Genomic DNA, 23,540 nt, shown 5'->3' with positions numbered 1-23,540 from the left:
AGGGCGCGGCGAGTTGACGGGGGCGACGGCACAAAGATGGCGGACACCAGGCTGATCCAGGGCCGGTACCGGCTGCTCGACCTGATCGGTCGCGGTGGCATGGGCGAGGTGTGGCGTGCGCGAGACGAGTCCCTGGGCCGCAGAGTCGCCGTCAAGTGCCTCAAGCCGCTGAGCCCCGGCCAGGACCAGTCCTTCTCGCGCGTGCTGCGGGAGCGGTTCCGTCGCGAGGCGCGCGTCGCGGCCGCGCTGCAGCACCGCGGCGTCACCGTGGTGCACGACTTCGGTGAACACGACGGTGTGCTCTATCTCGTGATGGAGCTGCTGGAAGGCCGCAACTTAAGCCAGCTCCTCGAGGACAACAAGCACCACCCGTTGCCGGTGCCCGACATCCTGGATATCGCCGAACAGGTCGCGGCCGCCCTCGCGTACACGCACGAACAGGGCATCGTCCACCGCGATCTGAAGCCGGCCAACATCATGCGGCTCACCGACGACTCGGTGAAGATCTGCGACTTCGGTATCGCGCGGCTCGGCCACGACATCGGCTTCACCTCGCGGCTCACCGGCACCGGGATCGCGATGGGCACGCCGCACTACATGTCGCCGGAGCAGATCGGCGGAGCCGACGTCGACCAGCGCAGCGACCTGTACTCCTTCGGCTGCGTGCTGTACGAACTCGCCACCGGGGCACCGCCGTTCGACCTCGATGACGCCTGGGCGGTGCTCGTCGGACACCGGGACACCCCGCCCGAGCCGCCCCGGACACACCGCGCGGACCTGCCCGAATTCGTCGAGGAACTCATCCTCGGCCTGCTCGCCAAGGAACCCGGCGAACGGCCCCGCGACGCCCGCGAACTGGCGCGCGGCATCGCGGCGGGCCGCAGCGGCTCCACGTACGTCCCGACTGTCGTGTCGCCACCGGTGACGGGGGCGGACGACGAGCCCCTGCGGGCCGGGGCTGACGACGTGCCCCTGCGGCCGCCCGCCGAGCGCCCGCCGCAGCCGGTGTCTCGTGAGCCGCGGCTGCCGTCGTGGACCCGCGGCATGACCACGGGCCACAAGGCGAGCGCCGCCGCCTCGCTCCGTACGACACCGCCAGACCCGGCGGCGGGCCTCACCGGTGAGTGGATCCCGCGTGCCGACGCCAGCCGGCCCGCCGAACCGGTGCGGCCCGAGCGGCCCACGCCGCCGCCCGAGGCGCTCGCCGCGCTTGTCTCCCGGCACGACGCGGGCCTGAGCCTCGGGCGGCTCGGCCGCTGGGACGAGGCCGGCGAGGTGCACCGCGCCGTCGCCGCGGATCGCGAACACCTGCTCGGGGCCGAACACCCCGACACCCTCGCCAGCCTCTACGAGGTCGGATTCACCTTCAGCCGCACCGGCCGGGCCGCCGAAGCACTGCAGCAGTACGAGCGCGTCGCCCAGGGCCGTGCGCGCACCCTGGGCGAGGACCACCCGGACACCCTCGCCGCCCGCCAGGAGACGGCGTACGTCCTCGGCCAGCTCGGCCGGCACTTCGAGGCGCACCAGGTGTACACCGCGGTGCTCGCCCAGCGGGAGCGCAGCATGGGGCCCGACCACCCCGACACCCTTCGCTGCCGCCACAACCTCGCCTTCAACCTCGGCCGGCTCGGCAGGCTCGAGGACTCGTACCGCATGGCGCACCAGGTCGCCGCGGGCCGCGCGCGCGTGCTCGGCGCCAACCACCCCGACACGCTCGTCACCCGCTACGAGGTCGCCTACGCGCTCGGCCAGCTGGGCCGCTGGACGGAGGCGCTCCAGACCTACCGGGAGGTCGCCGACGCCCGAACGCAGGCGCTCGGGCCCGACCATCCGGACACCCTCGCGGCTCGCTACGAGGTGGGTATCAGCCTCGGCCGCCTCGGCCGCAGCGCGGAGGCCCTGACGCTCTACCGGGACCTCGTCGACGACCGCACGCGCGTGCACGGACCCGCCCATCCCGAGACGCTGCGCGCCCGGCACGGCCTGGGCGTCAACCTCGGGCGGCTCGGGCGCTGGGAGGAGGCGCTCGCCGAGGCCCGGGACGTGAGCGCGATCCGCGAGCGCGTGCTGGGGCCAGACCACCCGGACACGCTCGTCAGCCACCGCGAGGTGGCCGTCGGGCTCGGCTGGCTCGGCCGGTGGGCCGACGCGCTCACCGAGTACCGCCGGGTCGCGGCGGCCCGCGAGCGTGTCCTCGGCGCCGACCACCCCGACGCCCTCGCCAGCCGCAACGACGAGGCCCACTGCCTGGAGCAGCTCGGGCGCTCCACGGAGGCGGTGGAGCTGTATCGGCGAGTGGCGGCGCTGCGGCAGAGGTCGGGCGGGCGCGGCTAGGGTGCGGCCCCCGGCGTGCCGGGCCGCCGCCCCGCCCAGCCCCGCTGTGGGCAGTCGTTCCGCCAGAGGCGGAACGGGTGGGCACAGCGGACCGGAACGGTGGCGGCACGCCTGCGACTGCCCACGCCCCGCACCCACGTGTTACGAAGAACCATGCCCGCACACCAGCACTACGACGTCGTCATCGTCGGCGGTGGCCACAACGGTCTCGTCGCCGCCGCCTACCTCGCCCGGGCCGGCCGCTCCGTGCTGCTGTTGGAGCGCCTCGGCACCACGGGCGGCGCCGCCGTGTCGACCAGGCCCTTCGCCGGTGTCGACGCCCGCCTCTCCCGCTACTCCTACCTGGTGAGCCTGCTCCCGCAGAAGATCGTCCGCGACCTGGAGCTGACCTTCACGACCCGGAAGCGCACCGTCTCCTCGTACACGCCCGTCGAGCGGGGCGGCCGTGCGACGGGACTGCTCGTCGGGGGCGGCCCGGACCGTACACGGGAGTCCTTCGAGCGCCTGACCGGGGGCACCACCGAGTACGCGTCATGGCTCGACTTCTATGGCATGACCCGCCGCGTCGCCGAACGGGTCTTCCCCACGCTCACGGAGCCGCTGCCCGGCCGCGACGAGCTGCGCCGCCGCATCGACGACGAAGCGGCCTGGCGCATGCTCTTCGAAGAGCCCATCGGCGCCGCGATCGAGGCCCGCTTCACCGACGACCTGGTCCGCGGCGTCGTCCTCACCGACGCCCTCATCGGCACCTTTGCCGACGCCCACGACCCGTCCCTGAAGCAGAACCGCTGCTTCCTCTACCACGTCATCGGCGGCGGCACAGGCGACTGGGACGTGCCCGTCGGCGGCATGGGAGCCCTGACCGACGCCCTCGCCTCGGCCGCGCGTACGGCCGGCGCCGAGATCCTCACCGGCCACGAGGTGACCCGCGTCGAGACCGACGGACGGCAGCACGCCGAAGTGACGTACCGGACCGGGGACGGGAAGGAGGCGGAAGCCGTGCACGGCACCGTCGCCGCCCGGCACGTCCTGGTGGGCGCCTCACCCCAGGCTCTGGCAACTCTGCTCGGCGACGAGCCGCCCGCCCCAGCCGAAGGCGCCCAGCTCAAGGTCAACATGCTTCTGAAGCGGCTGCCACGGCTGCGGGACACCGCTGTGGACCCGCGCGAGGCGTTCTCCGGGACCTTCCACATCGCCGAGGGCTATGAACAGCTGGCGAGCGCGTACGCGGAGGCCGCGGACGGAAGACTGCCCTCCGCCCCGCCCTCCGAGATCTACTGCCACTCGCTCACGGACCCGACCATCCTCGGCCCGGACCTGGTGGAGCGCGGGTACCAGACCCTCACCCTCTTCGGTCTGCACAGCCCGGCGAGGCTCTTCGAACGCGACAACGACGCCGCCCGCGAGGACCTGCTGAAGTCGACGCTGGCGCAGCTGGACGCCCACCTCGCCGAACCCCTCGTGGACTGCCTGGCCACCGACGCGGACGGTCGTCCCTGCATCGAGGCCAAGACGCCACTCGACCTGGAACGGGACCTGCGGCTGCCCGGCGGCAACATCTTCCACCGCGATCTCGCCTTCCCGTACGCCCAGGAGGGCACGGGACGCTGGGGCGTGGAGACCCGGCACGCGAACGTCCTGCTGTGCGGTGCGGGCGCCGTGCGCGGCGGCGGCGTCAGCGGAATCCCGGGGCACAACGCGGCGATGGCCGTACTGGAGCCGCAGTAGCGCACACCACTCACATCCGAAGACGCAACGACCAGACGCAAAGGATCCGGCCGGACGCAAAGAATCTGACACTGCATCAGAAAATCTCTTCCGTCGTCCGGGCGGCTGCGGCATCCTGCGCCCATGGAGACGGAGCTGAGCAAGAAACTGGGGATCGAGCACGCCATCTTCGGCTTCACGCCGTTCCCGGCGGTGGCCGCCGCCATCAGCAGGGCGGGCGGATTCGGGGTGCTCGGCGCGGTCCGCTACACGGCCCCTGACGAGCTGAAACGCGACCTCGACTGGATCGAGGCCCACGTCGACGGCAAGCCCTACGGTCTCGACGTCGTCATGCCCGCCAAGAAGGTCGACGCCCCGAACCATCAAACACTGACGGAGGCCGATGTCGAGGCGATGATCCCGGAAGGGCACCGGCAGTTCGTCAAGGACACCCTCGCCAAACACGGCGTGCCCGAGCTCGCCGAGGGTGAGGCCTCCGGGTGGCGCATCACCGGCTGGATGGAACAGGTCGCGCGCACGCAGCTCGACGTCGCATTCGACTATCCGATCAGACTCCTCGCCAACGCGCTCGGCTCGCCGCCCGCCGACGTCGTCGCGCGCGCTCACGGCCAGGGCGTGCTCGTGGCGGCCCTCGCCGGCAGCGCGCGTCACGCGCGCAAACATGCCGAAGCCGGCATCGATATCGTGGTCGCGCAGGGGTACGAAGCGGGCGGGCACACCGGCGAGATCGCCTCCATGGTGCTCACCCCCGAAGTCGCCGAGGCCGTCGCGCCGTTGCCCGTGCTGGCCGCGGGCGGCATCGGCAGCGGCGAGCAGGTGGCGGCCGCGCTCACTCTCGGCGCCCAAGGTGTGTGGCTCGGCTCTGTGTGGCTGACCACCACGGAGGCAGACCTCCACTCACGGGCGCTGACGCGGAAGCTCCTTGCCGCCGGATCGGGCGACACGGTCCGCTCCCGCGCCCTCACCGGCAAGCCCGCGCGGCAGCTGCGCACCGAGTGGACCGACGCCTGGGACGATCCGGCAGGACCCGGCCCGCTTCCCATGCCCCTCCAGGGCCTGCTCGTCGCGGAGGCCGTCTCGCGTATCCAGAAGTACGAGGTCGGGCCGCTGCTCGGCACGCCCGTGGGGCAGATCGTCGGCCGTATGAACAGCGAACGCAGCGTCCAGGCCGTCTTCGACGACCTGACCAGCGGCTTCGAACGCGCTGTCGACCGCCTCGACCGCATCGCGGGAAGGGGACGGCCATGAGTGCGCGCGAGGCGGCCATGAGCGCGCGTCCGAACGGTTTCTGGGCGCAGGCGGCCGCGAACCCGGACCGTACGATCCTGATCGCGCCCGACGGCGAGGAGTGGATGGCGGGGCGCCTGCTCGCCGCTGCCAACCGCCTGGTGCACGGGCTGCGCGCGGACGGACTCGAGCGGGGCGACGCGTTCGCTGTCGTGCTGCCCAACGGCGTCGAGTTCTTCACGGCGTATCTGGCCGCCCAGCAGGCCGGTTTCTACCTTGTGCCCGTCAACCACCACCTCGTCGGGCCCGAGATCGCCTGGATCGTCGCCGACTCCGGCGCCAAGGTGCTCATCGCACACGAACGGTTCGCCGACGCCGCACGTCAGGCCGCAGACGAGGCGAAGCTCCCGGTCGGCCGGCGGTACGCCGTCGGCGCCGTCGAAGGCTTCCGTCCCTACGCCGAACTCCTCGACGGACAGCCCGGGTCCGAGCCGGCCGACCGCACCCTGGGCTGGGTCATGAACTACACCTCGGGCACCACCGGCCGCCCGCGCGGCATCCGCAGGCCACTGCCCGGCAAGCTCCCCGAGGAGGCGCATCTCGGCGGCTTCCTCGGCTTCTTCGGAATCAAACCGTTCGACGGCAATGTGCACCTCGTGTGCTCGCCGCTCTATCACACGGCGGTGCTCCAGTTCGCCGGGTCGTCACTGCACATCGGGCACCAGCTGGTGCTGATGGACAAGTGGACGCCCGAGGAGATGCTCCGCCTCATCGACCGGTACCGGTGTACCCACACGCACATGGTCCCCACCCAGTTCCACCGCCTGCTCGCGCTGCCGGAGGAGGTGCGGGCCGGCTACGACGTGTCGTCGATGCGGCATGCCATCCACGGTGCCGCGCCCTGCCCCGACCATGTGAAGCGGGCGATGATCGACTGGTGGGGGAACTGTGTGGAGGAGTACTACGCGGCCAGCGAGGGCGGCGGAGCCTTCGCCACCGCCGAGGACTGGCTGAAGAAGCCCGGCACGGTCGGCAAGGCCTGGCCGATCAGCCGACTCGCGATCTTCGACGACGACGGCAACCAGCTGGCGCCCGGCGAACTCGGCACGGTCTACATGACGATGTCCACCGGCGGCTTCAGCTACCACAAGGACGAGTCCAAGACGAAGAAGAACCGCATCGGCGAATTCTTCACCGTCGGCGATCTCGGTTACCTCGACGAGGACGGGTACCTCTACCTCCGCGACCGCAAGATCGACATGATCATCTCGGGTGGCGTCAATATCTACCCGGCCGAGATCGAGGCCGCTCTCCTGACCCATCCCGCTGTCGCCGACGCCGCCGCCTTCGGCATTCCGCACGACGACTGGGGCGAGGAGGTCAAGGCCGTCGTCCAAGCCGCCGAAGGCCACGAGCCGGGCGATGCGCTGGCCGCCGACATCCTCGCCCACTGCGAGCAGCAGCTCGCCGGGTACAAGCGCCCCAAGAGCGTGGACTTCATCGCCTCGATGCCGCGCGACCCGAACGGCAAGCTGTACAAGCGGCGGCTGCGCGATCCCTACTGGGAGGGCCACACTCGCGCAGTGTGACGCAGGACGTGCTTCTGAGCTCTCACGGGGCCCTGACTCGCGGCGTTCTCCCGACAAGTTCCCGCTTTCCGAGGAGGAACACGCGAGGGTCCTCGCCCGCTTCCTCACCATCGCGGTCAGGAACGGTCGCATCGACGCCGTGTACGGGGTACTCAACCCGGACAAGCTGATGTATGTGCCGTCGTGATCCGCCCTCTGCGCTCCCGCCCCTTCGACGCCCCTACGTGAACTGCGCGTTCGGCGGCTGACGGTGCATCCGCTCAGTTACGCTGCCCCTCACCTGCTGTGAAGAAAAGGGGGAGGATTCATGGACAGTGCTCTCAACGAGCTGCTCAAGGGTGGCAATGCGCCTCTGCCGGGCCCTCAGGCGGTGCTCACCGTGCACACCACCGTGCCGGTCGACGTGTCCGCGATGCTGCTCACGGGCGAGGGCAAGGTCCGGGGCGACGACGACCTGGTCTTCTTCAACCATCCGGAACAGGACGGCATCACGGTCGACGGCCTGACGATGACCGCGGACCTCGCCCGGATACCGGGGGAGATACAGACCGTCGCCCTCACCGCGAGCATCGATGTCGACAGGCCCGGGACGACCTTCGAGGCATCCTCGACGCCGCGAGTGGAGATCGAGAGCGCTCACGACCGGCTCTCCTTCGCGCCGCCGCCCCTGACGTCGGGTGAGACCGTCCTGCTCCTCGCCGAGTTGTACCGGCGCGGCGACGGGTGGAAGGTCCGCGCGGTCGGGCAGGGGTACGCGAACGGGCTTGCCGGAGTCGCCGCCGACTTCGGGATCATGGTCGCCGAGGAATCCGCCCCGGAGCCCCTCGCCGCACCGGCCGCGCAGCAGGCGCTTCCTTCGCCGGTCCCTCAGCCCTCCTCTCAGCCGGGCCCGGCGGCAGCACCGCCTGTGTCGGCGTCCCAGCCCGCCCTGTCCAAGGTGCCCCTGGGCAAGATCGAGCTGACCAAGTCGGGAGCCGCGACGATCAGCCTCAACAAGGCGGATCCGGCGATCGTCGTCACGGCGTCCCTCGAATGGGACGGCGGCACGCGCGGCAGCCGTGGTGCGGACCTCGATCTGTACGCGCTCTTCGTCCCCGCCTCCAGGGTCAAGGACGGGCTGGGGCGCGACGACAGGCGGGACGAGGAGGACGATGCCAATGACGACCCGACCGCCGGCGGGGTCTACTGGAACAACCGCGGCTCCCTGGAGGGGGCCCCGTACATCGCACTCGACCAGGACGCCAAGCAGCCCGGGCGCGAGACGGTGCGCATCAAGCGCCCCGACCAGCAGGGCTACCTGCTGATCTGTGCCTACAGCGCGATCTCCAACGGCACCGGCAGCTTCAAGAGCTTCGGCGCCAAGGCCGTGGTCAGCGACGGAGCCGGCTCCACCGTCACCGTCCCGCTGTACTCCGAGAACAACAACGCCTACTGGGTGGCCATCGCCCTCGTCGACTTCACGGCTCCCGAGGGTGTGAAGATCTCCCAGGTCGAGAAGTACAGCAAGCGCCACTCCGAGTCCCGGCCCATGCTCTACAGCGACGGGCAGTTCAAGATGGACCGCGGCCCCGTCGAGTTCAAGGACTGAGCCGCAGATCCAGGACTGAGCCGCAACTCAGGCACTGAGTCCGTCCACTGCCATGTGCCGTGCCGTCCGTGCAGACGTCTTGACCTGCCGCACGGTGGCCCAGAGGATCACGCCATGGCAGGTGGACACAGCAGCACGGTCGACGGCGTGGTCCGGCGCAGCGCACGGCGTACGCCGGACCGGACCGCCGTCCGGTACCGCGACCGGAGTTGGACGTACGCCGAACTCGACGAGGCGATCTCCCGCGCTGCGGGCGTGCTGCGTGAGTCGGGCCTCGCGCCCGGAGACCGGGTCGGCGCCTACGCGCACAACTCGGACGCGTATCTGATCGGTTTCCTCGCCTGTTCCCGGGCCGGACTCGTGCACGTCCCCGTCAACCAGAACCTCACCGGCGACGACCTGGCGTACATCGTGGGCCAGTCCGGGAGCGCTCTCGTACTGGCCGATCCCGATCTCGCGGACCGGCTCCCCACCGGCGTACGCACCCTGACCCTGCGCGACACGGACGACTCGCTGCTCGCCCGGCTCGCGTCCACGGCACCGTACGACGGGCCGGAGCCGGCGGCCGAGGACCTCGTGCAGCTGCTCTACACCTCCGGCACCACCGCACTCCCGAAGGGCGCGATGATGACGCACCGCGCCCTCGTCCACGAGTACGTCAGCGCCATCCACGCGCTGGACCTCGACGCCGGCGACCGGCCCGTCCACTCGCTGCCGCTCTACCACTCGGCGCAGATGCACGTGTTCCTGCTGCCGTATCTCGCCGTGGGCGCCGAGAACACCATCCTCGACGCGCCCGACGCGGGCCGGATCTTCGATCTGGTCGAGGCGGGCCGTGCGGACAGCCTGTTCGCGCCGCCCACCGTGTGGATCGGGCTGTCCAACCACCCCGAATTCGCCACACGGGATCTGAGCGCTCTCAGAAAGGCCTACTACGGGGCATCGATCATGCCTGTCCCCGTCCTCGAACGGCTGCGCGGACGACTGCCCCGGCTCGCCTTCTACAACTGCTTCGGGCAGAGCGAGATCGGGCCGCTGGCCACCGTGCTCGGACCCCACGAGCACGAGGGCCGCATGGACTCGTGCGGCCGCCCGGTGCTGTTCGTCGAGGCACGGGTCGTCGACGAGTCGGGCAAGGAGGTCCCGGACGGCACACCGGGCGAGGTCTGTTACCGCTCCCCGCAGCTGTGCGAGGGCTACTGGGACAAGCCGGAGGAGACCGCCGAAGCGTTCCGGGACGGCTGGTTCCACTCCGGCGACCTCGTCGTCCGGGACGCCGAGGGCTACTTCACCGTCGTCGACCGCGTGAAGGACGTCATCAACTCCGGTGGCGTCCTGGTCGCGTCCCGTCAGGTGGAGGATGTGTTGTACGAACACCCCGCGGTCGCCGAGACGGCCGTGATCGGCCTCCCGGACGAGCGGTGGATCGAGGCCGTCACCGCGGTGGTCGTGCCACGCGGCGAGGTCTCCGAGGCCGAACTCATCGCCCACGCACGCGAGAAGCTCGCCCATTTCAAGGCGCCCAAGCGCGTCCTGTTCGTGGACGAACTGCCGCGCAACGCCAGCGGAAAGATCCTCAAGAGGGAGCTGCGGGACCGCTTCAGCTCGTGAAGGGGTCCGTGAGGGGACTCGTGAAGGGGCGCGTCGCGTGACGGCCGTGCCGTGAGGCGTACCGTGGTCCTTTCAGCGGGACGCGGAACTGCTCCGCTCACGGCGTACTCGCCCGAACTCCTCCGCCGAACGGCCTACGTTGACCGGATGGAGAACGCTCTCAGGACAGTCAAGGCGAACGGGATCACGCTGGCCTACCGCACGTGGGGACCCGATGACGCGGCGGCGGACACCCCGCCCGTCGTGCTGCTCCACTGTCGCGGCGCCGACAGCACGGACTGGGACCGGATCGCCGGTCCGTTGTCCGCTGCCCGCCGTGTCCTCGCCCTGGATCTGCGCGGGCACGGCCGCAGCGACTGGCCCGGCACCTACAGGTATGAGTCGATGCGCGACGACGCGTTCGGCTTCCTCACCGCCCTCGGGATCGAGCGCGCCGATGTCGTCGGGCACTCCCTCGGCGGAGCTGCCGCGTATCTCCTTGCGCAGCAGCATCCGGAGCGCGTACGCCGTCTCGTACTGGAGGACGTGCCCGCCCCCTTCCCGCTGGACCCCCCACGCCCGCCGGCGGAACGCCCCGACGGCGATCTGCCCTTTGACTGGGAGATGGTGCTCCAGACCGATGAGCAGCGCAACGCGCCCGATCCTGTGTGGTGGGACCACATGGGAAAGATCATCATGCCCACGCTGCTCATCGGCGGCGGCCCGTCGAGCCTCATCCCGCAGGACCAGATCACCGTCCTCGCCGGCCTCCTTACCGACGCCCGGCTGGTCACGATCGATGCGGGCCATCTCGTGCACGAGACCCGGCCGAAGGAGTTCCTGGCGGCCGTGGAGGCGTTCCTCAGCGAGTGACAAGCGCTCGGGCGGGAGCCCGAGCGCGGAGGATCTCCCCGAGCGGACGGCTGCGCCGACGGACCAGGTGCCCGCCTCCGACCGCCCTACTCGCCCCCTGCCGCTCCGTCCGCGGCCCTCGCCACCGCCCTCGCCCACCGGTAGTCCGCCTTGCCGCTCGGCGAGCGCTGGATCCGGTCCGTGACGACGAGCTGGCGCGGGATCTTGTAGCCCGCGAGACGAGTACGGCAGTGGGCCTGGATGGCGTGCAGGGAGGGCCGCGCCGCGCCCTCGCGCAGCTGTACCACGGCCGCCACGTGGTTGCCCCACTGCGCGTCCGGCACGCCGGCCACCAGTGCGTCGTACACGTCCGGATGGGCCTTGAGAGTCTCCTCGACCTCCTCCGGATAGACCTTCTCGCCGCCGGTGTTGATGCACTGCGAGCCCCGGCCGAGGACGATGACGATGCCGTCCTCGTCGACCGTCGCCATGTCGCCGAGCAGCACCCACCGCTCGTCGCCCTTCCGGAAGAACGTCTCGGCGGTCTTGCGCGGGTCGTTGTAGTAGCCGAGCGGCACGTGGCCGCGCTGCGCGATGCGTCCCACCTCGCCGGGTGCCACGGGCTCGTGCGTGGCGGGGTCCACCACCTGCGTACGGGCGTTGACGCGGACCCGGAAGCCGGCGTCCGGACCGGAGTCGGCCGTCGCCGTGCCGTTGAAACCGGATTCGGACGACCCGAAGTTGTTCAGCAGCATCACGTTCGGGACGAGCGCGAGGAACTGCTCCCGCACCGTCTCCGACAGAACGGCGCCCGAGGACGACACGCTGAACAGAGAGGAGCAGTCGGTGTCCTTCAGTGGGCCGCCCAGGGCGTCGATCAGCGGGCGCAGCATCGCGTCGCCCACCAGCGCCATGCTGGTGACCCTCTCCTTCTCGATCGTGCGCAGCACTTCCTCGGGTACGAACCTGCGGTGCACGACGACGCGTTGGCCGAAGTTGAAGCCGATGAACGCGGTGAGCGTCGAGGTGCCGTGCATCAGCGGGGGAGTGGGGAAGAAGGTGATGCCGTCGCCGCCCGCCGCGACGCGTTCGGCCAGCTCCTCCGGCCTTTTGACGGGCTCGCCGGTCGGTGCGCCGCCGCCGAGACCCGAGAAGAAGAGATCTTCCTGGCGCCACATCACGCCCTTGGGCATGCCGGTCGTGCCGCCGGTGTAGATGATGAACAGGTCGTCGGCGGAGCGGGCCGGGAACCCGCGCTCGGGGGAGCCGGCCGCCTGGGCCTCCGCGAAGGGCACGGCCGGCACATCGTCGCCGCCCTCCGGTGGGGCGCCGACGCGCACCAGATGCCGCAGTTTGTCCGTGTGGGGCAGGGCCGCCGCCACCCGCCCGGTGAACTCCGCGTCGAAGACGAGAGCCGCCAGGTCTGCGTCCCGGTAGAGGTAGGCCAGCTCGTCCTCCACATACCGGTAGTTGACGTTCACCGGCACGATGCGCGCTTTGAGACACCCGAGGACCGTCTGCAGGTACTCGATGCCGTTGTACAGATGGAGGCCCAGGTGTTCGCCCGGCCGGATGCCGCTGTCGATCAGATGGTGAGCGATGCGGTTGGCGGCCGCGTCCAGTTCGGCGTAGGTGAGTCTGCGCTCCGTCCCCGTGCCGGGGTGGTCGATGTACACGAGCGCCTCGCGGTGGGGCACCACATCGACGACCGATTCGAACAGATCGGCAAGGTTGTACTCCACCGCTCCTCCTGACCGGGCGTCAAAGCTCGTGACCCAGACCGTCCAGCTGACCTCTCCAAGTGACCCGGCGGTCATCAGAGCAGAGGTGCCCACAACTGGGAAGGCCCCCCGCACAAGAAATCTGACTGTCAGTCAGAAAACTATTGAACTGGGCACGCGCCTCCTGCAACCTGTTCCAGTCTGAAGACGGGAGGACGGCAATGGGTGGGACGGAACACCTCACCGTGCAGCGCGAAGGCGCCACACTGGTGCTCACGCTCAACAGGCCGGAGGCCAAGAACGCACTCTCACTGCCGATGCTGGTCGGCCTGTACGACGGATGGATCGAGGCCGACGAGGACGACACGGTCCGCTCCGTCGTACTCACCGGCGCCGGCGGCGCGTTCTGCGCCGGCATGGATCTGAAAGCGCTCGCGGGCAAGGGGATGGAGGGCCGGCAGTACCGGGACCGGCTCAAGGCCGACCCCGATCTGCACTGGAAGGCGATGCTGCGCCACCACCGCCCGCGCAAGCCGGTCATCGCCGCCGTCGAGGGCCACTGTGTCGCGGGCGGCACGGAGATCCTCCAGGGCACCGACATCCGGGTCGCAGGGGAGTCCGCCACCTTCGGGCTCTTCGAGGTCAGGCGCGGCCTGTTCCCCATCGGCGGATCCACGGTCCGCCTGCAGCGGCAGATCCCTCGTACGCACGCTCTGGAGATGCTGCTCACCGGCCGCTCGTACACCGCCGACGAGGCCGCGCGCATCGGGCTGGTCGGACACGTCGTCCCCGATGGCACCGCGCTGGAGCGCGCGCTCGCCATCGCCGAGCAGATCAACGCCTGCGGCCCGCTCGCCGTCGAGGCGGTCAAGGCGTCCGTCTACGAGACCGCCGAGATGACCGAGGCGGACGCGCTGAAGTCCGAACTCGAACGCGGCTGGCCGATCTTCGACACCGCCGACGCCAAGGAAGGCGCCCGCGCCTTCGCCGAGAAACGCCCGCCCGTCTACCGGCGCGCCTGACGCAGACCGACGCATCCCGACCCTCCCACGAGGAGATCCCGTGCCCGAAGTCCTCAAAGCCCCCCTCGTCGTCGAGTTCCCCTTCACGCGTTCCCTCGGCCCCGTGCAGAGCGCCTTCCTCACCGGTCTGCGCGAACGCGTCGTTCTCGGCGTGCAGACCGCCGACGGCAGGACCCTGGTGCCTCCCGTCGAGTACGACCCCGTGACCGCCGAGGACATACGCGACCTCGTCGAGGTCGCCCCCACCGGCACCGTCACCACCTGGGCCTGGAACCACGAGCCCCGCCGCGGCCAGCCCCTCGATCGGCCGTTCGCCTGGGTCCTCGTGAAACTCGACGGCGCCGACACCGCCCTCCTGCACGCCCTCGACGCACCGGGACCCGATGCCGTGCACACGGGCATGCGCGTCCGCATCCGCTGGGCCGGCGAACGCTCCGGCGCCATCACGGACATCGCCTGCTTCGAGCCGTACGACGGTGCGGGACGCGGGCCCGGCGGGCATGACGGCCGCTTCGAGGAGATGGTGACCGGCATCGTCGCGCCCGCCCGCCTCGACTACACCTATACGCCGGGCCGCGCCCAGTCCGGCTACATCAGTGCCCTCGCGGAGCAGAAGACGGTCGGAGAGCGCTGCCCGTCCTGCCGCAAGGTGTACGTACCGCCGCGGGGCGCATGCCCGACCTGCGGTGTCGCCACATCGGAACAGGCCGAGGTCGGCCCCCGCGGCACCGTCACCACCTACTGCATCGTCAACATCAAGGCGAAGAACCTCGACATCGAGGTCCCGTACGTCTACGCGCACATCGCCCTCGACGGCGCCGACCTCGCCCTGCACGGACGTATCGCCGGCATCCCCTACGACCAGGTGCGGATGGGCCTGCGCGTGGAGCCGGTGTGGAGCGAGGGCGGCCGCTACCCGGACCACTACCGGCCCACCGGCGAACCCGACGCGGACTACGAGACGTACAAGGAGCTGGTCTAAATGCCAGGCACACCACCGGGGCGCGAGATCGCTGTCGTCTCCTTCGGGCAGACCGACCACCGGCGCGCCACCGACGAGCTCTCCGAGGTCGAGATGCTCATGCCGGTGCTGCACGAGGTCCTGGGCCGCACCGGCCTCAGGGCCGGCGACATCGACTTCACCTGCTCAGGCTCCAGCGACTACCTCGCCGGCCGCCCCTTCTCCTTCACCATGGCGCTGGACGGAGTCGGCGCCTGGCCGCCCATCTCCGAGTCGCACGTCGAGATGGACGGCGCCTGGGCGCTGTACGAGGCGTGGATCACACTGCTGACCGGCGAGGCCGACACGGCACTCGTGTACGCGCACGGCAAGTCCTCGCCGGGCTCCGTGCGGGACGTGCTGACCCGCCAGCTCGACCCGTACTACGTGGCACCGCTGTGGCCCGACTCGGTGGCGCTCGCGGCCCTGCAGGCCCAGGCACTGATCGATGCAGGGGACACGGATGAGCGCGCCCTTGCGGGCGTCGCCGCACGCAGCCGCGCGGCCGCCGCGGACAACCCGCACGCCCAGGTGCCCGGCGCGCGTCGCCAGGGCGAGTACGTCGTATGCCCCCTGCGCACCGGGGACTGTCCCCCCGTGGGCGACGGGGCGGCGGCCGTGATCCTCGCCGCGGGCGAGCGGGCCCGCGACCTGTGCGAGCGGCCGGCCTGGATCCGCGGGATCGACCATCGCATCGAGGCGCACAGCCTGGGCGTACGCGACCTCACGGATTCGCCGTCGACGCGGCTGGCCGCGGAGCGGGCAGGCGCCTTCGAACGGCCGGTGGACACGGTGGAGTTGCACGCGCCCTTCTCCTCTCAGGAGGTGGTGCTGCGCAAGGCGCTCAGGCTCGACGACACGGTGAACGTCAACCCGTCCGGCGGCGCGCTCTCGGCCAACCCCGTGATGGTCGCGGGCCTCATCCGGATCGGCGAGGCCGCCGGGCGCATCCACCGCGGTGAATCGGACCGCGCCCTCGGTCACGCCACATCCGGCCCGTGCCTGCAGCAGAACCTGGTCGCCGTACTGGAGGGAGACCCGCGATGAGCACAGTGCGACCCGCGCCGGCGGGCAGGGCGGGCAAGGAGCCCGTGGCCGTCGTCGGCATCGGCCAGACCAAGCACGTCGCCGCGCGCCGCGACGTGTCCATCGCGGGCCTGGTCCGCGAGGCCGCCGGGCGCGCTCTCGAAGACGCCGAGCTGACCTGGGCGGACGTCGACGCCGTGGTGATCGGCAAGGCCCCAGACTTCTTCGAGGGCGTCATGATGCCCGAGCTGTACCTCGCCGACGCGCTGGGAGCCGTCGGGAAACCCATGCTCCGGGTGCACACGGCGGGGTCGGTCGGCGGCTCCACCGCACTCGTGGCCGCCAACCTGATCGCGGCCCGCGTCCACGGCACCGTCCTGGCGCTCGCCTTCGAAAAACAGTCCGAGTCCAACGCCATGTGGGGCCTGTCCCTGCCCGTCCCCTTCCAGCAGCCGCTGCTCGCCGGTGCCGGCGGCTTCTTCGCCCCGCACGTGCGCGCGTACATGCGGCGCAGCGGCGCTCCGGACACGGTCGGCTCCCTCGTCGCGTACAAGGACCGGCGGAACGCTCTCAAAAACCCCTACGCACACCTCCACGAGCACGACATCACGCTGGAGAAGGTCCAGGCGTCCCCGATGCTGTGGGATCCGATCCGCTACTCGGAGACCTGCCCGTCGTCCGACGGTGCGTGCGCCATGATCCTCACCGACCGCTCGGGCGCAGCCCGTTCACCGCGGTCCCCGGCCTGGGTGCTGGGCGGCGCGATGCGCAGCGAACCGACGCTCTTCGCCGGCAAGCAGTTCGTGTCGCCCAAGGCCGGCACGGACTGCGCGGCGGACGTGTACCGGCAGGCGGGCATCGCCGATCCCCGGCGGGAGATCGACGCCGTCGAGATGTACGTGCCGTTCTCCTGGTACGAGCCGATGTGGCTGGAGAACCTCGGCTTCGCCGACGAGGGCGAGGGCTGGAAGCTCACCGAGTCCGGGGTCACGGAACTGGACGGCCACCTTCCGGTGAACATGTCGGGTGGGGTCCTGTCCACCAACCCCATCGGTGCCTCCGGCATGCTCCGGTTCGCCGAGGCGGCGCTCCAGGTGCGCGGACAGGCGGGAGAACACCAGGTCGACGGCGCCCGCAGGGTCCTCGGACACGCCTATGGCGGCGGCTCGCAGTTCTTCTCGATGTGGCTGGTCGGAGCGGAGCCGCCGACCGTCTGAGCGGACCGGCGTATGCGACGCGGCCGCGTCCCCGCCGGTGACCTGTCCGGCGCACGTACCGCTCGCTAGTCTGGCCGCGGACGACGAACCGGGAGGAGCAGGGACGTGGCCGAGAGCACCATCACGCAGCATCCGCGTGCGGGCTGGGAGAAGCCGGAGCATCTGGACCTGAGCGCCGCCGAGTGGCGCTCCAGCAGCCGAGGGGTGGGGGACGTCGAGATCGCCTTCGTGGAGGGGTTCATCGCGATGCGCAACAGCGGCCTCCCGGAGAGCCCGTCCCTGATCTTCACCCCGGCCGAATGGGGGGCTTTCGTGCTCGGGGCACGCGAAGGGGAGTTCGACCTCACCTGAGCGTCGGGGTGACTTTGCGCAGCTCACGCGGGAGGCGCGGACCGTAGCAGGGTGCCTGCGATTCCTCGAATCATCCGAATGTGTGACTTTCGCCCCTTTTTCTCGAGTGTTCGTCTGAGTGAGTCTGGCTCGAGGAACTGGTCGATCGTGGCACAAGCCGGAGACGAGGAACCATGAGCACCCTGCCGGTCATCACGGCAGTCGACGGATCTGAAGACAGCCTGCGAGCCCTGGAATGGGCCCTGACGGAAGCACGGCTGCGGGACGCGCCGCTACGGGTCGTGCACGTCCGGCAGTACACCGAGTGGACACGTCCAGGGGCGCTGGTGGTGATCCCTGAGCCCCCGTTCCCCGCGCACGACGAGGTGCTGGACCAGGTCCGCGCCTCACTGGCCGGCCGTGACGGCCTGCCTGAGATCGATTACCGGACGGCCGACGGCGAGCCCGCCGCGCTCCTGCCGGGCATGGGCTCCGACGCCCAGCTGATCGTGCTCGGCTCGCGAGGCCGTGGCGGATTCAAGAGCCTGCTGCTCGGCTCGAACAGCATCGCCACGGCACGTGACGCCACCTGCCCGGTCGTGGTGGTGCCGCGGCCCGGACGCGAGGTGGAAGGAGACGGTCCGGCCGAGCCCGGACCACGCATCGTGATCGGCGTCTCCGCGGAATCGCCCGACCGCCACGCCCTGGCTTTCGCGTTCGAGACGGCCGCCCGCCGCGGCGCCCGCCTCCACGTGGTCTCCGCCTACCCCTGGCCCTTCTACGCGTGGTCGGTGCCCAGCGACTTCGCCGCGCTGGCCGTCGTCGATCAGGACGCGGTGGTCGCCGACATCAGGCGACAGCTGGACGACCTCCTGACCCCCCACCGGAAGGAATACCCGGACGTGCGGGTGGATGTGTCCGTGCTGGGCGGTGACGCGGCCGGCTATGTCGTCGCCGCGTCCAAGGACGCCGACCTCGTGGTGGTCGGCCGCCACCGCAGGCGGCTGCTCCAGCCCGCCCGGATGCTCGGCTCGGTCACGCATGCGGTACTGCTGCACGCGGCGAGCCCCGTGGCGGTGGTGCCACCCGCACCGGAGGACGACGACTGAAGTCCCCGGCACGCGCGGCATGAGCGCTGAGCGCTGACAGCGACGTCAACGCTCAGCGCAGCACCACGCAGCCCCTTCTTCCGAGGTCCCGCAGCACATCGCGCGGGACCTCGACGTCGTTCCACCGAAGATCCAGCTTCTCCAGCGCGGGCAGCTCGGCGACCCAGCCGGGCAGGACACGCAGTCGGTTGCTGCGCAGATCGAGCCGCCGCAGCCGAGGCAGCCCGCGCAGCTCCTCCGGAACTGCCGTGAACTCGTTCTCGCGCAGTTCCAGTTCCCGCAACTGCTCAAGATTCCGTACGGAGCCGGGGAGGCCGGTGAGTCCATTGCCGCGCAGCCACAGTTCACGCAGCGCCGCCAGGCCCCCGATGGAGGACGGGAGCGCGGTCAGCCGGTTGCCCTGGGCGCGCAGCTCCACCAGACCCGTCATGGAGCCCAGCGACTCGGGCAGCCGGGTGAGAGCGTTCTCGCCGACGTTCAGATAACCCAGCCGGCTCAGCCGGCCCAAGGACTCCGGGAGCGAGACGAGTTCGTTGTCGTGCAGATACAGGAATTGGTCGAGTCCCTCGAGCTCGCCGAGCTCGTCCGGCACACGGGTGAGCTTGTTGTGCCCCAGGTCCAAGGTGTGCAGCGCCTTGAGCGTGCCGATCTGCGCGGGGACCTGGGTGAGCGCGTTGTCGGGCAGCAGCAGGACCGTGAGATCCGGATGGCGCCAGACCTCCTCGGGTACCGCGTGGAGCCCCGCCCTCCAGTAGTTGAGCACCCTCTCAACGGCCCTGTCCTCATGATCATTCACGGTCACGCGAATGGCTCCGTTCCACCGGCCCATGGGTCATGTACACGAACACCCCTCACCGTGGCAGATGCACGTCGCCCGCGCCCGGCCCACCGCGGCGGAGCCACGTGGATCCGGCCCGCCCCCGCCGCCGCAAAGCCGCCACGGCCACGTACCATGGCCGCATGTCCTTCCTCCGCCGCCGCAGCGCCGCCACACCCGCGGGCCCGGATTTCGACGTCCTGGCCATGGACCCGGGCGACTGGCCGGGCAATCTCGGCGCGGGCCTGCTGCCCGCACCGGACGGCAGCTGCCAGGGAGTCTTCCTGCGCTACGACCTGTTCGGCGGCCGCGGCCCCGCGATGATCATCGGCAATCTGCCCGAGGGCTCCCCGGCCCGCGAGACCGCTGAGGGGCAGATCCCGTTCGAGGTCGCGCAACTGCTGCTGGCGCTGGAGAACGACGAAGAGGTCACCGTCCTCGACACCGAGGACATGCCGGTGATGCAGGGCGACAACCTCTTGATCGTCCGTCGCCTCAAGCTCTCCGAGAGCCGCATCTCCTGCGTCCAGTTCGACCGCAGCGACGGCGTCCTCGTGACCATCGCCGCCTGGGACAGGCCGATCACCGAGGACCTGTACGCGCTGCTCAAGCCCCTCCCTGCCGAGCTGTTCCAGCAGGGCTGACCCCCGGAGCGCTGTGGCCGGGTCCGCCAGGCGGACCCGGCCACACCTGTCGTGCGGTGGACAGCAGCCCTACGAACCCGACGGCACCACATCCACGTCGGCCGCCCGCACGAACGCCACCCGGTGCCCGAACTGGATCTCGTAGTACTCGTCCGCGCCCCGCACCACCTTGTGCGCCGCCGTGTCGAACGTCGTCGAGTAGTAGTACTCACCGGGCACCTTGTCACCCACCACATACCTCTGCCCGGCGAGCAGCTTGTACGGCAGGGGGGAGACCGCCTGAGCGGGCACGCCTGCCGGGTACGCCTCCTTCTCCGGGTACGCCCGCCCGTAGACAGGGATGTCCGCGGCACCGGCCTTCGGCGTCACCACCAGCCCGGCCGCGTCGACGGCGGTCGGCTGCTGCTTCGGGTTCCTGAACCAGGCCTTCTGCCCCAGGTACCAGATCGCCGTCCAGTCCCCGTCACGTCCGGCGACCGCGTACTGCTGACCGGTGGAGACACGCGACGCCATGTCGTTCACATCGATCGTGGAGTCCTCACCGCCCGGCCGCAGGCCGATGTCCTTGACCAGCGGAGCGTCCTCGCTGGGCTGGGTGTGGAGCCGCACGGCACTGGACCCGTGCGTCGCGCAGGGCTCGCCCTTCGCGGTGCAGCCCGTGAACTCCGGCTGGTTCTCGGTGAATTCCGGCAGTACGGTCACGAGCCCGCCGTTCGGCCCAGCCGTGGCGTGGAACGGCTTCCCCAGCAGCGTGAAGTAGTGCTGCCAGTCCCAGTACGGGCCCGGGTCGGTGTGCATCGACCGGATGGTGGACGTGGTCGGTCCGGGGACGGTGTCGTGGCCGAGGATGTGCTGCCGGTCCAGCGGGATGTCGTACTTCTTGGCCAGGTACTTCACGAGCCGCGCCGACGCGCGGTACATCGCCTCGGTGTACCAGGCGTCGGGATCCGTGAGGAATCCCTCGTGTTCCAGGCCGATCGACTTGGCGTTGACGTACCAGTTGCCCGCGTGCCACGCGACGTCCTTGGCCTTCACGTGCTGGGCGATGTGCCCATCCGTCGACCGCAGCGTGTAGTTCCAGGACACATAGGTCGGGTCCTGCACCAGCTTCAGGGTGGTGGCCCAACTGGCCTCGGTGTCGTGGATGACGATGTAGTCGATGCTCTGGGACGCAGGCCGGTCGGACAGGTCGTGGTTGCCGTAGTCCCCGTCGCCGAACTCCTCGTACGGGGCCGGGATCCACTCGCACGCCACGGTTGCCGGGCACTCCGTGTCGCCCTCGTCCGCCTTGCGCAGCCCCATCCGTTCGACCTGGGCCGCGTCCGTCGACAGCCCGGGGGAGGGCGCGAGTTCCACGCGCTGGCCCTCGTCGTTGGTGCGCTGCTCGCCGTCGCGGATCACAGCGAACACATCGTTGGCGTACGTCGCCGCGGTCGCACTGTCGTCCGCGCCCGAGAAACGCGCCACCGCCCCGTACCAGTCGGCCGCGTCGTCGCTGAGCGGCCGGCCCAACTGCTCCTGAGCGGCCGCGAGCAGGGCGGCGCCACCCCGTACGTTCGCGGCCTCATCCGTGCGCAGCTCCTCGGCGGAGAGCCCGGTGAGCTCGGCCGCCTTGGACAACGTCTTGAGACGAGCGGGGAGTTGGGAGTCCTCCGGCACAGCCGCGGCGGATGCCTCCGGGACGTCGGCGGGGCGCGAGGAGTCGCCACGGGCGTCCTCGTCGCCCTCACTGTGGTGCTGCGTGGCATCGGCGAGCGCGGTACGGACGTCGGTGAGGTGCATGGGACCGTAGCCGCCGGCCACACTGGGAGCCCCGCTGTGGGTGTCCCAGCGCGACTGCAGATACGAGACACCGAGCAGCACGCTCTGCGGCACGTGGTACTCGGCGGCCGCCGCGGCGAAGGCGTCCTGCAGGCGCTCGCTGCCGGCCTGTTCGGCGGTACCGGACGGTGCGGCACCCAGCAGGGGCAGTAACAGGGCGACTGACGCGACGGCTACCGCCGTGCGACGCGCACCTCTGTGTGCGGCCAGGGTGCGGACAGGGGCGGATCCTCGCAATGCAGCCTCCCGGGCAATCGAACGTTCTGGTGCGTGCGGGGCCGGACGTGCGTCAGTGGTATCGGCTCTCCGACGATCCGTCAATCATGCCCAGGACAAGTGTTTTCCCAAGTCAGCGCCGGTCGGTGGGGTTTTCGCGCGGGAGGGTGCCACGGCCAGCGGCGCGTCAGTGGAGTGGACCAATGAGCAGCCCGACCGTTGTTGCGGAGTGGCGCCGCCGACCGCCCCCGGATATACGAAGGTCCGCGGTGCGCCGCCACAGGGCGCACCGCGGACCTACATCCCCGTCAGCGAGTGCCGACCGCCGCACGCACGGCCCGCCGGGCCAACTGGCAGTCGTCGTGCAACCGCCTGAGCAGCAGCCGCTGTTCCTCACCGGACGACACGGCACCCGGGTGGGCAGGACCCGGTGCCGCCGGGGTCGAATCGTGCATCGAACGATGCACGGCCGTCTCGTACGTCCTGATCTCACGCGTCAGGATGAGCATCAGATTGACCAGGAACGCGTCGCGTGACGCGGGACCGGCGGACTGCGCCAGCTGACTGATCTGCCGCCGTGCCACCGATGCGTCACCGAGCACCGTCCACAGGGTCGCCAGGTCGTACCCCGGCAGATACCAGCCCGCGTGCTCCCAGTCGACCAGCACCGGACCCGGAGGCGACAGCAGGATGTTCGACAGCAGTGCGTCGCCGTGACAGAACTGCCACATCCCCTGCTTGCCGGCCGACTTCGCCACCGCGTGCAGCAACTTCTGCAGATCGCCCATGTCCCGGTCGGTGAGCAGCCCCAGGTCGTGATAGCGGGAGATCTGCCGTCCGTAGTCGAGGGGCCTGCCGAACGTCGGCTCGGGCGGCTGCCACTGGTTCAGCCGGCAGATCGCACCGAGCGCCGCACGGATGTCCGCGCGCGGAGGCGCTTCCAGGGGGTGGCGCTGCAGTGCCGCAACCCGGCCAGGCATCCGCTCGAGCACCAGCGTGCAGCTGTCCGGATCTGCGGCGATCAGCCGGGGCACCCGCACCGGCGGCCGCTGCCGGACGAACGAGCGGTATGTCGCTATCTCATGGCGGATCCGCTCCTCCCACGCCGGCGCGTGGTCGATTAAGCACTTGGCGACAGCGGTGCTGCGCCCCGTCGTCCCGATGAGCAGCACGGAGCGTCCGCTGCGCCGCAGTACCTGCACGGGGCTGAACTCCGGGCAGATCCGGTGCACCGACGCGATGGCGGTGCGCAGCTGCGCGCCCTGAGGGCCGGACAAGTCGAGTCTCCCGCTGAGCGGTTGCGTACCGAACCCCGGAGCGCGCCTCGCGAGGCCGGCACCGAGCGTTCCGGCCGCCGTGCGTGCGGGGTCGAGATACGGGCCGCTGCCCTGCTGGGGAGGCATCTCCCGCGTTCTCGGCGCGGGAGGGTAGTTGTGCAGCGGTCGAGGGGGCGCGGACACGGAGGACGATGCTGTGTACATGGGCGATACAGATCCCTTCGTGTGCCTGCGAGTAGCCGACGCCGCCCTTACCCGGCCGCCTCGGTGCACCCTGGGGAATGTCCCTGGGGCCGCCGGGTCGGGGTGGCGCATATCTACCTGACACCCGATGGCCACTGGCAGACCATCTGGCGTGCCCTGGCGAACCGTGGCGAATAGTCGCCCGGCAACTTGCCTGGGGTTACTGTCAGTTCAGCCGAGAACCTGGGG

Annotated in this window: 18 protein-coding genes; 14 read left to right on the top strand and 4 right to left on the bottom strand. The window is 70.5% G+C overall.

Annotated features, from left to right (window positions below; translation table 11 throughout):
• The first annotated feature begins 36 nt into the window (after positions 1–36).
• From ACWD4J_RS12985 to ACWD4J_RS12955, 7 genes are all read left to right on the top strand, one after another.
• A complete protein-coding gene (locus tag ACWD4J_RS12985) occupies positions 37–2,334 on the top strand; it encodes a tetratricopeptide repeat protein (protein WP_451395393.1) in 2,298 nt (765 codons plus the stop codon).
• A 153-nt stretch (positions 2,335–2,487) separates the two neighbouring features.
• Positions 2,488–4,062, top strand: coding sequence for a phytoene desaturase family protein (locus ACWD4J_RS12980; protein ID WP_451395392.1), 1,575 nt, complete (start codon positions 2,488–2,490; stop codon positions 4,060–4,062).
• Positions 4,063–4,185: 123 nt separating this feature from the next.
• The gene (locus ACWD4J_RS12975) at positions 4,186–5,310 is read left to right on the top strand and encodes an NAD(P)H-dependent flavin oxidoreductase (protein WP_451395391.1); all 1,125 of its coding nucleotides are present in this window, start codon (positions 4,186–4,188) and stop codon (positions 5,308–5,310) included.
• A 17-nt stretch (positions 5,311–5,327) separates the two neighbouring features.
• Positions 5,328–6,878, top strand: a complete 1,551-nt coding sequence (locus tag ACWD4J_RS12970; protein ID WP_451395522.1) for an acyl-CoA synthetase — start codon at positions 5,328–5,330, stop codon at positions 6,876–6,878.
• A 307-nt stretch (positions 6,879–7,185) separates the two neighbouring features.
• A complete protein-coding gene (locus tag ACWD4J_RS12965) occupies positions 7,186–8,466 on the top strand; it encodes a TerD family protein (RefSeq protein WP_451395390.1) in 1,281 nt (426 codons plus the stop codon).
• A gap of 114 nt (positions 8,467–8,580) precedes the next feature.
• Positions 8,581–10,077 (top strand): acyl-CoA synthetase, encoded by a 1,497-nt coding sequence (locus ACWD4J_RS12960; protein WP_451395389.1) that lies wholly within the window; start codon positions 8,581–8,583, stop codon positions 10,075–10,077.
• A 147-nt stretch (positions 10,078–10,224) separates the two neighbouring features.
• Positions 10,225–10,929 (top strand): alpha/beta fold hydrolase, encoded by a 705-nt coding sequence (locus ACWD4J_RS12955; protein ID WP_451395388.1) that lies wholly within the window; start codon positions 10,225–10,227, stop codon positions 10,927–10,929.
• An 86-nt stretch (positions 10,930–11,015) separates the two neighbouring features.
• Here the strand turns inward: ACWD4J_RS12955 and ACWD4J_RS12950 are convergent, their stop codons facing one another.
• On the bottom strand, positions 11,016–12,650 hold the full coding sequence (locus ACWD4J_RS12950; RefSeq protein WP_451395387.1) for an acyl-CoA synthetase: 1,635 nt from the start codon (positions 12,648–12,650) through the stop codon (positions 11,016–11,018).
• Positions 12,651–12,850: 200 nt separating this feature from the next.
• Between ACWD4J_RS12950 and ACWD4J_RS12945 the strand changes: the two genes are divergently transcribed.
• From ACWD4J_RS12945 to ACWD4J_RS12920, 6 genes are all read left to right on the top strand, one after another.
• Entirely contained in the window at positions 12,851–13,651 is an 801-nt protein-coding gene (locus ACWD4J_RS12945; protein ID WP_451395386.1) for a crotonase/enoyl-CoA hydratase family protein, read from the top strand.
• Between the two features lie 40 nt (positions 13,652–13,691).
• Complete coding sequence (locus ACWD4J_RS12940; RefSeq protein WP_451395385.1) at positions 13,692–14,633, top strand: Zn-ribbon domain-containing OB-fold protein; 942 nt, start codon at positions 13,692–13,694, stop codon at positions 14,631–14,633.
• Complete coding sequence (locus ACWD4J_RS12935; RefSeq protein WP_451395384.1) at positions 14,634–15,698, top strand: thiolase domain-containing protein; 1,065 nt, start codon at positions 14,634–14,636, stop codon at positions 15,696–15,698.
• Positions 15,695–16,894: a thiolase domain-containing protein gene (locus ACWD4J_RS12930; RefSeq protein ID WP_451395383.1), complete on the top strand. Its 1,200-nt coding sequence runs from the start codon at positions 15,695–15,697 to the stop codon at positions 16,892–16,894. The genes ACWD4J_RS12935 and ACWD4J_RS12930 overlap by 4 nt, the downstream gene beginning before the upstream one ends.
• A gap of 105 nt (positions 16,895–16,999) precedes the next feature.
• A complete protein-coding gene (locus ACWD4J_RS12925) occupies positions 17,000–17,245 on the top strand; it encodes a DUF397 domain-containing protein (protein ID WP_451395382.1) in 246 nt (81 codons plus the stop codon).
• Between the two features lie 173 nt (positions 17,246–17,418).
• Entirely contained in the window at positions 17,419–18,333 is a 915-nt protein-coding gene (locus ACWD4J_RS12920) for a universal stress protein (protein ID WP_451395381.1), read from the top strand.
• 52 nt (positions 18,334–18,385) lie between these two features.
• Here the strand turns inward: ACWD4J_RS12920 and ACWD4J_RS12915 are convergent, their stop codons facing one another.
• The gene (locus tag ACWD4J_RS12915) at positions 18,386–19,135 is read right to left on the bottom strand and encodes a leucine-rich repeat domain-containing protein (protein WP_451395380.1); all 750 of its coding nucleotides are present in this window, start codon (positions 19,133–19,135) and stop codon (positions 18,386–18,388) included.
• 158 nt (positions 19,136–19,293) lie between these two features.
• Between ACWD4J_RS12915 and ACWD4J_RS12910 the strand changes: the two genes are divergently transcribed.
• Complete coding sequence (locus ACWD4J_RS12910; protein WP_451395379.1) at positions 19,294–19,794, top strand: hypothetical protein; 501 nt, start codon at positions 19,294–19,296, stop codon at positions 19,792–19,794.
• 69 nt (positions 19,795–19,863) lie between these two features.
• Here the strand turns inward: ACWD4J_RS12910 and ACWD4J_RS12905 are convergent, their stop codons facing one another.
• Entirely contained in the window at positions 19,864–21,852 is a 1,989-nt protein-coding gene (locus tag ACWD4J_RS12905) for an N-acetylmuramoyl-L-alanine amidase (protein ID WP_451395378.1), read from the bottom strand.
• Between the two features lie 287 nt (positions 21,853–22,139).
• On the bottom strand, positions 22,140–23,312 hold the full coding sequence (locus ACWD4J_RS12900; RefSeq protein ID WP_451395377.1) for an aminoglycoside phosphotransferase family protein: 1,173 nt from the start codon (positions 23,310–23,312) through the stop codon (positions 22,140–22,142).
• Positions 23,313–23,540 lie beyond the last annotated feature (228 nt).

The organism is Streptomyces sp. NPDC002577, from assembly GCF_053594815.1.
This window is presented reverse-complemented; position numbering and strand designations above follow the sequence as displayed.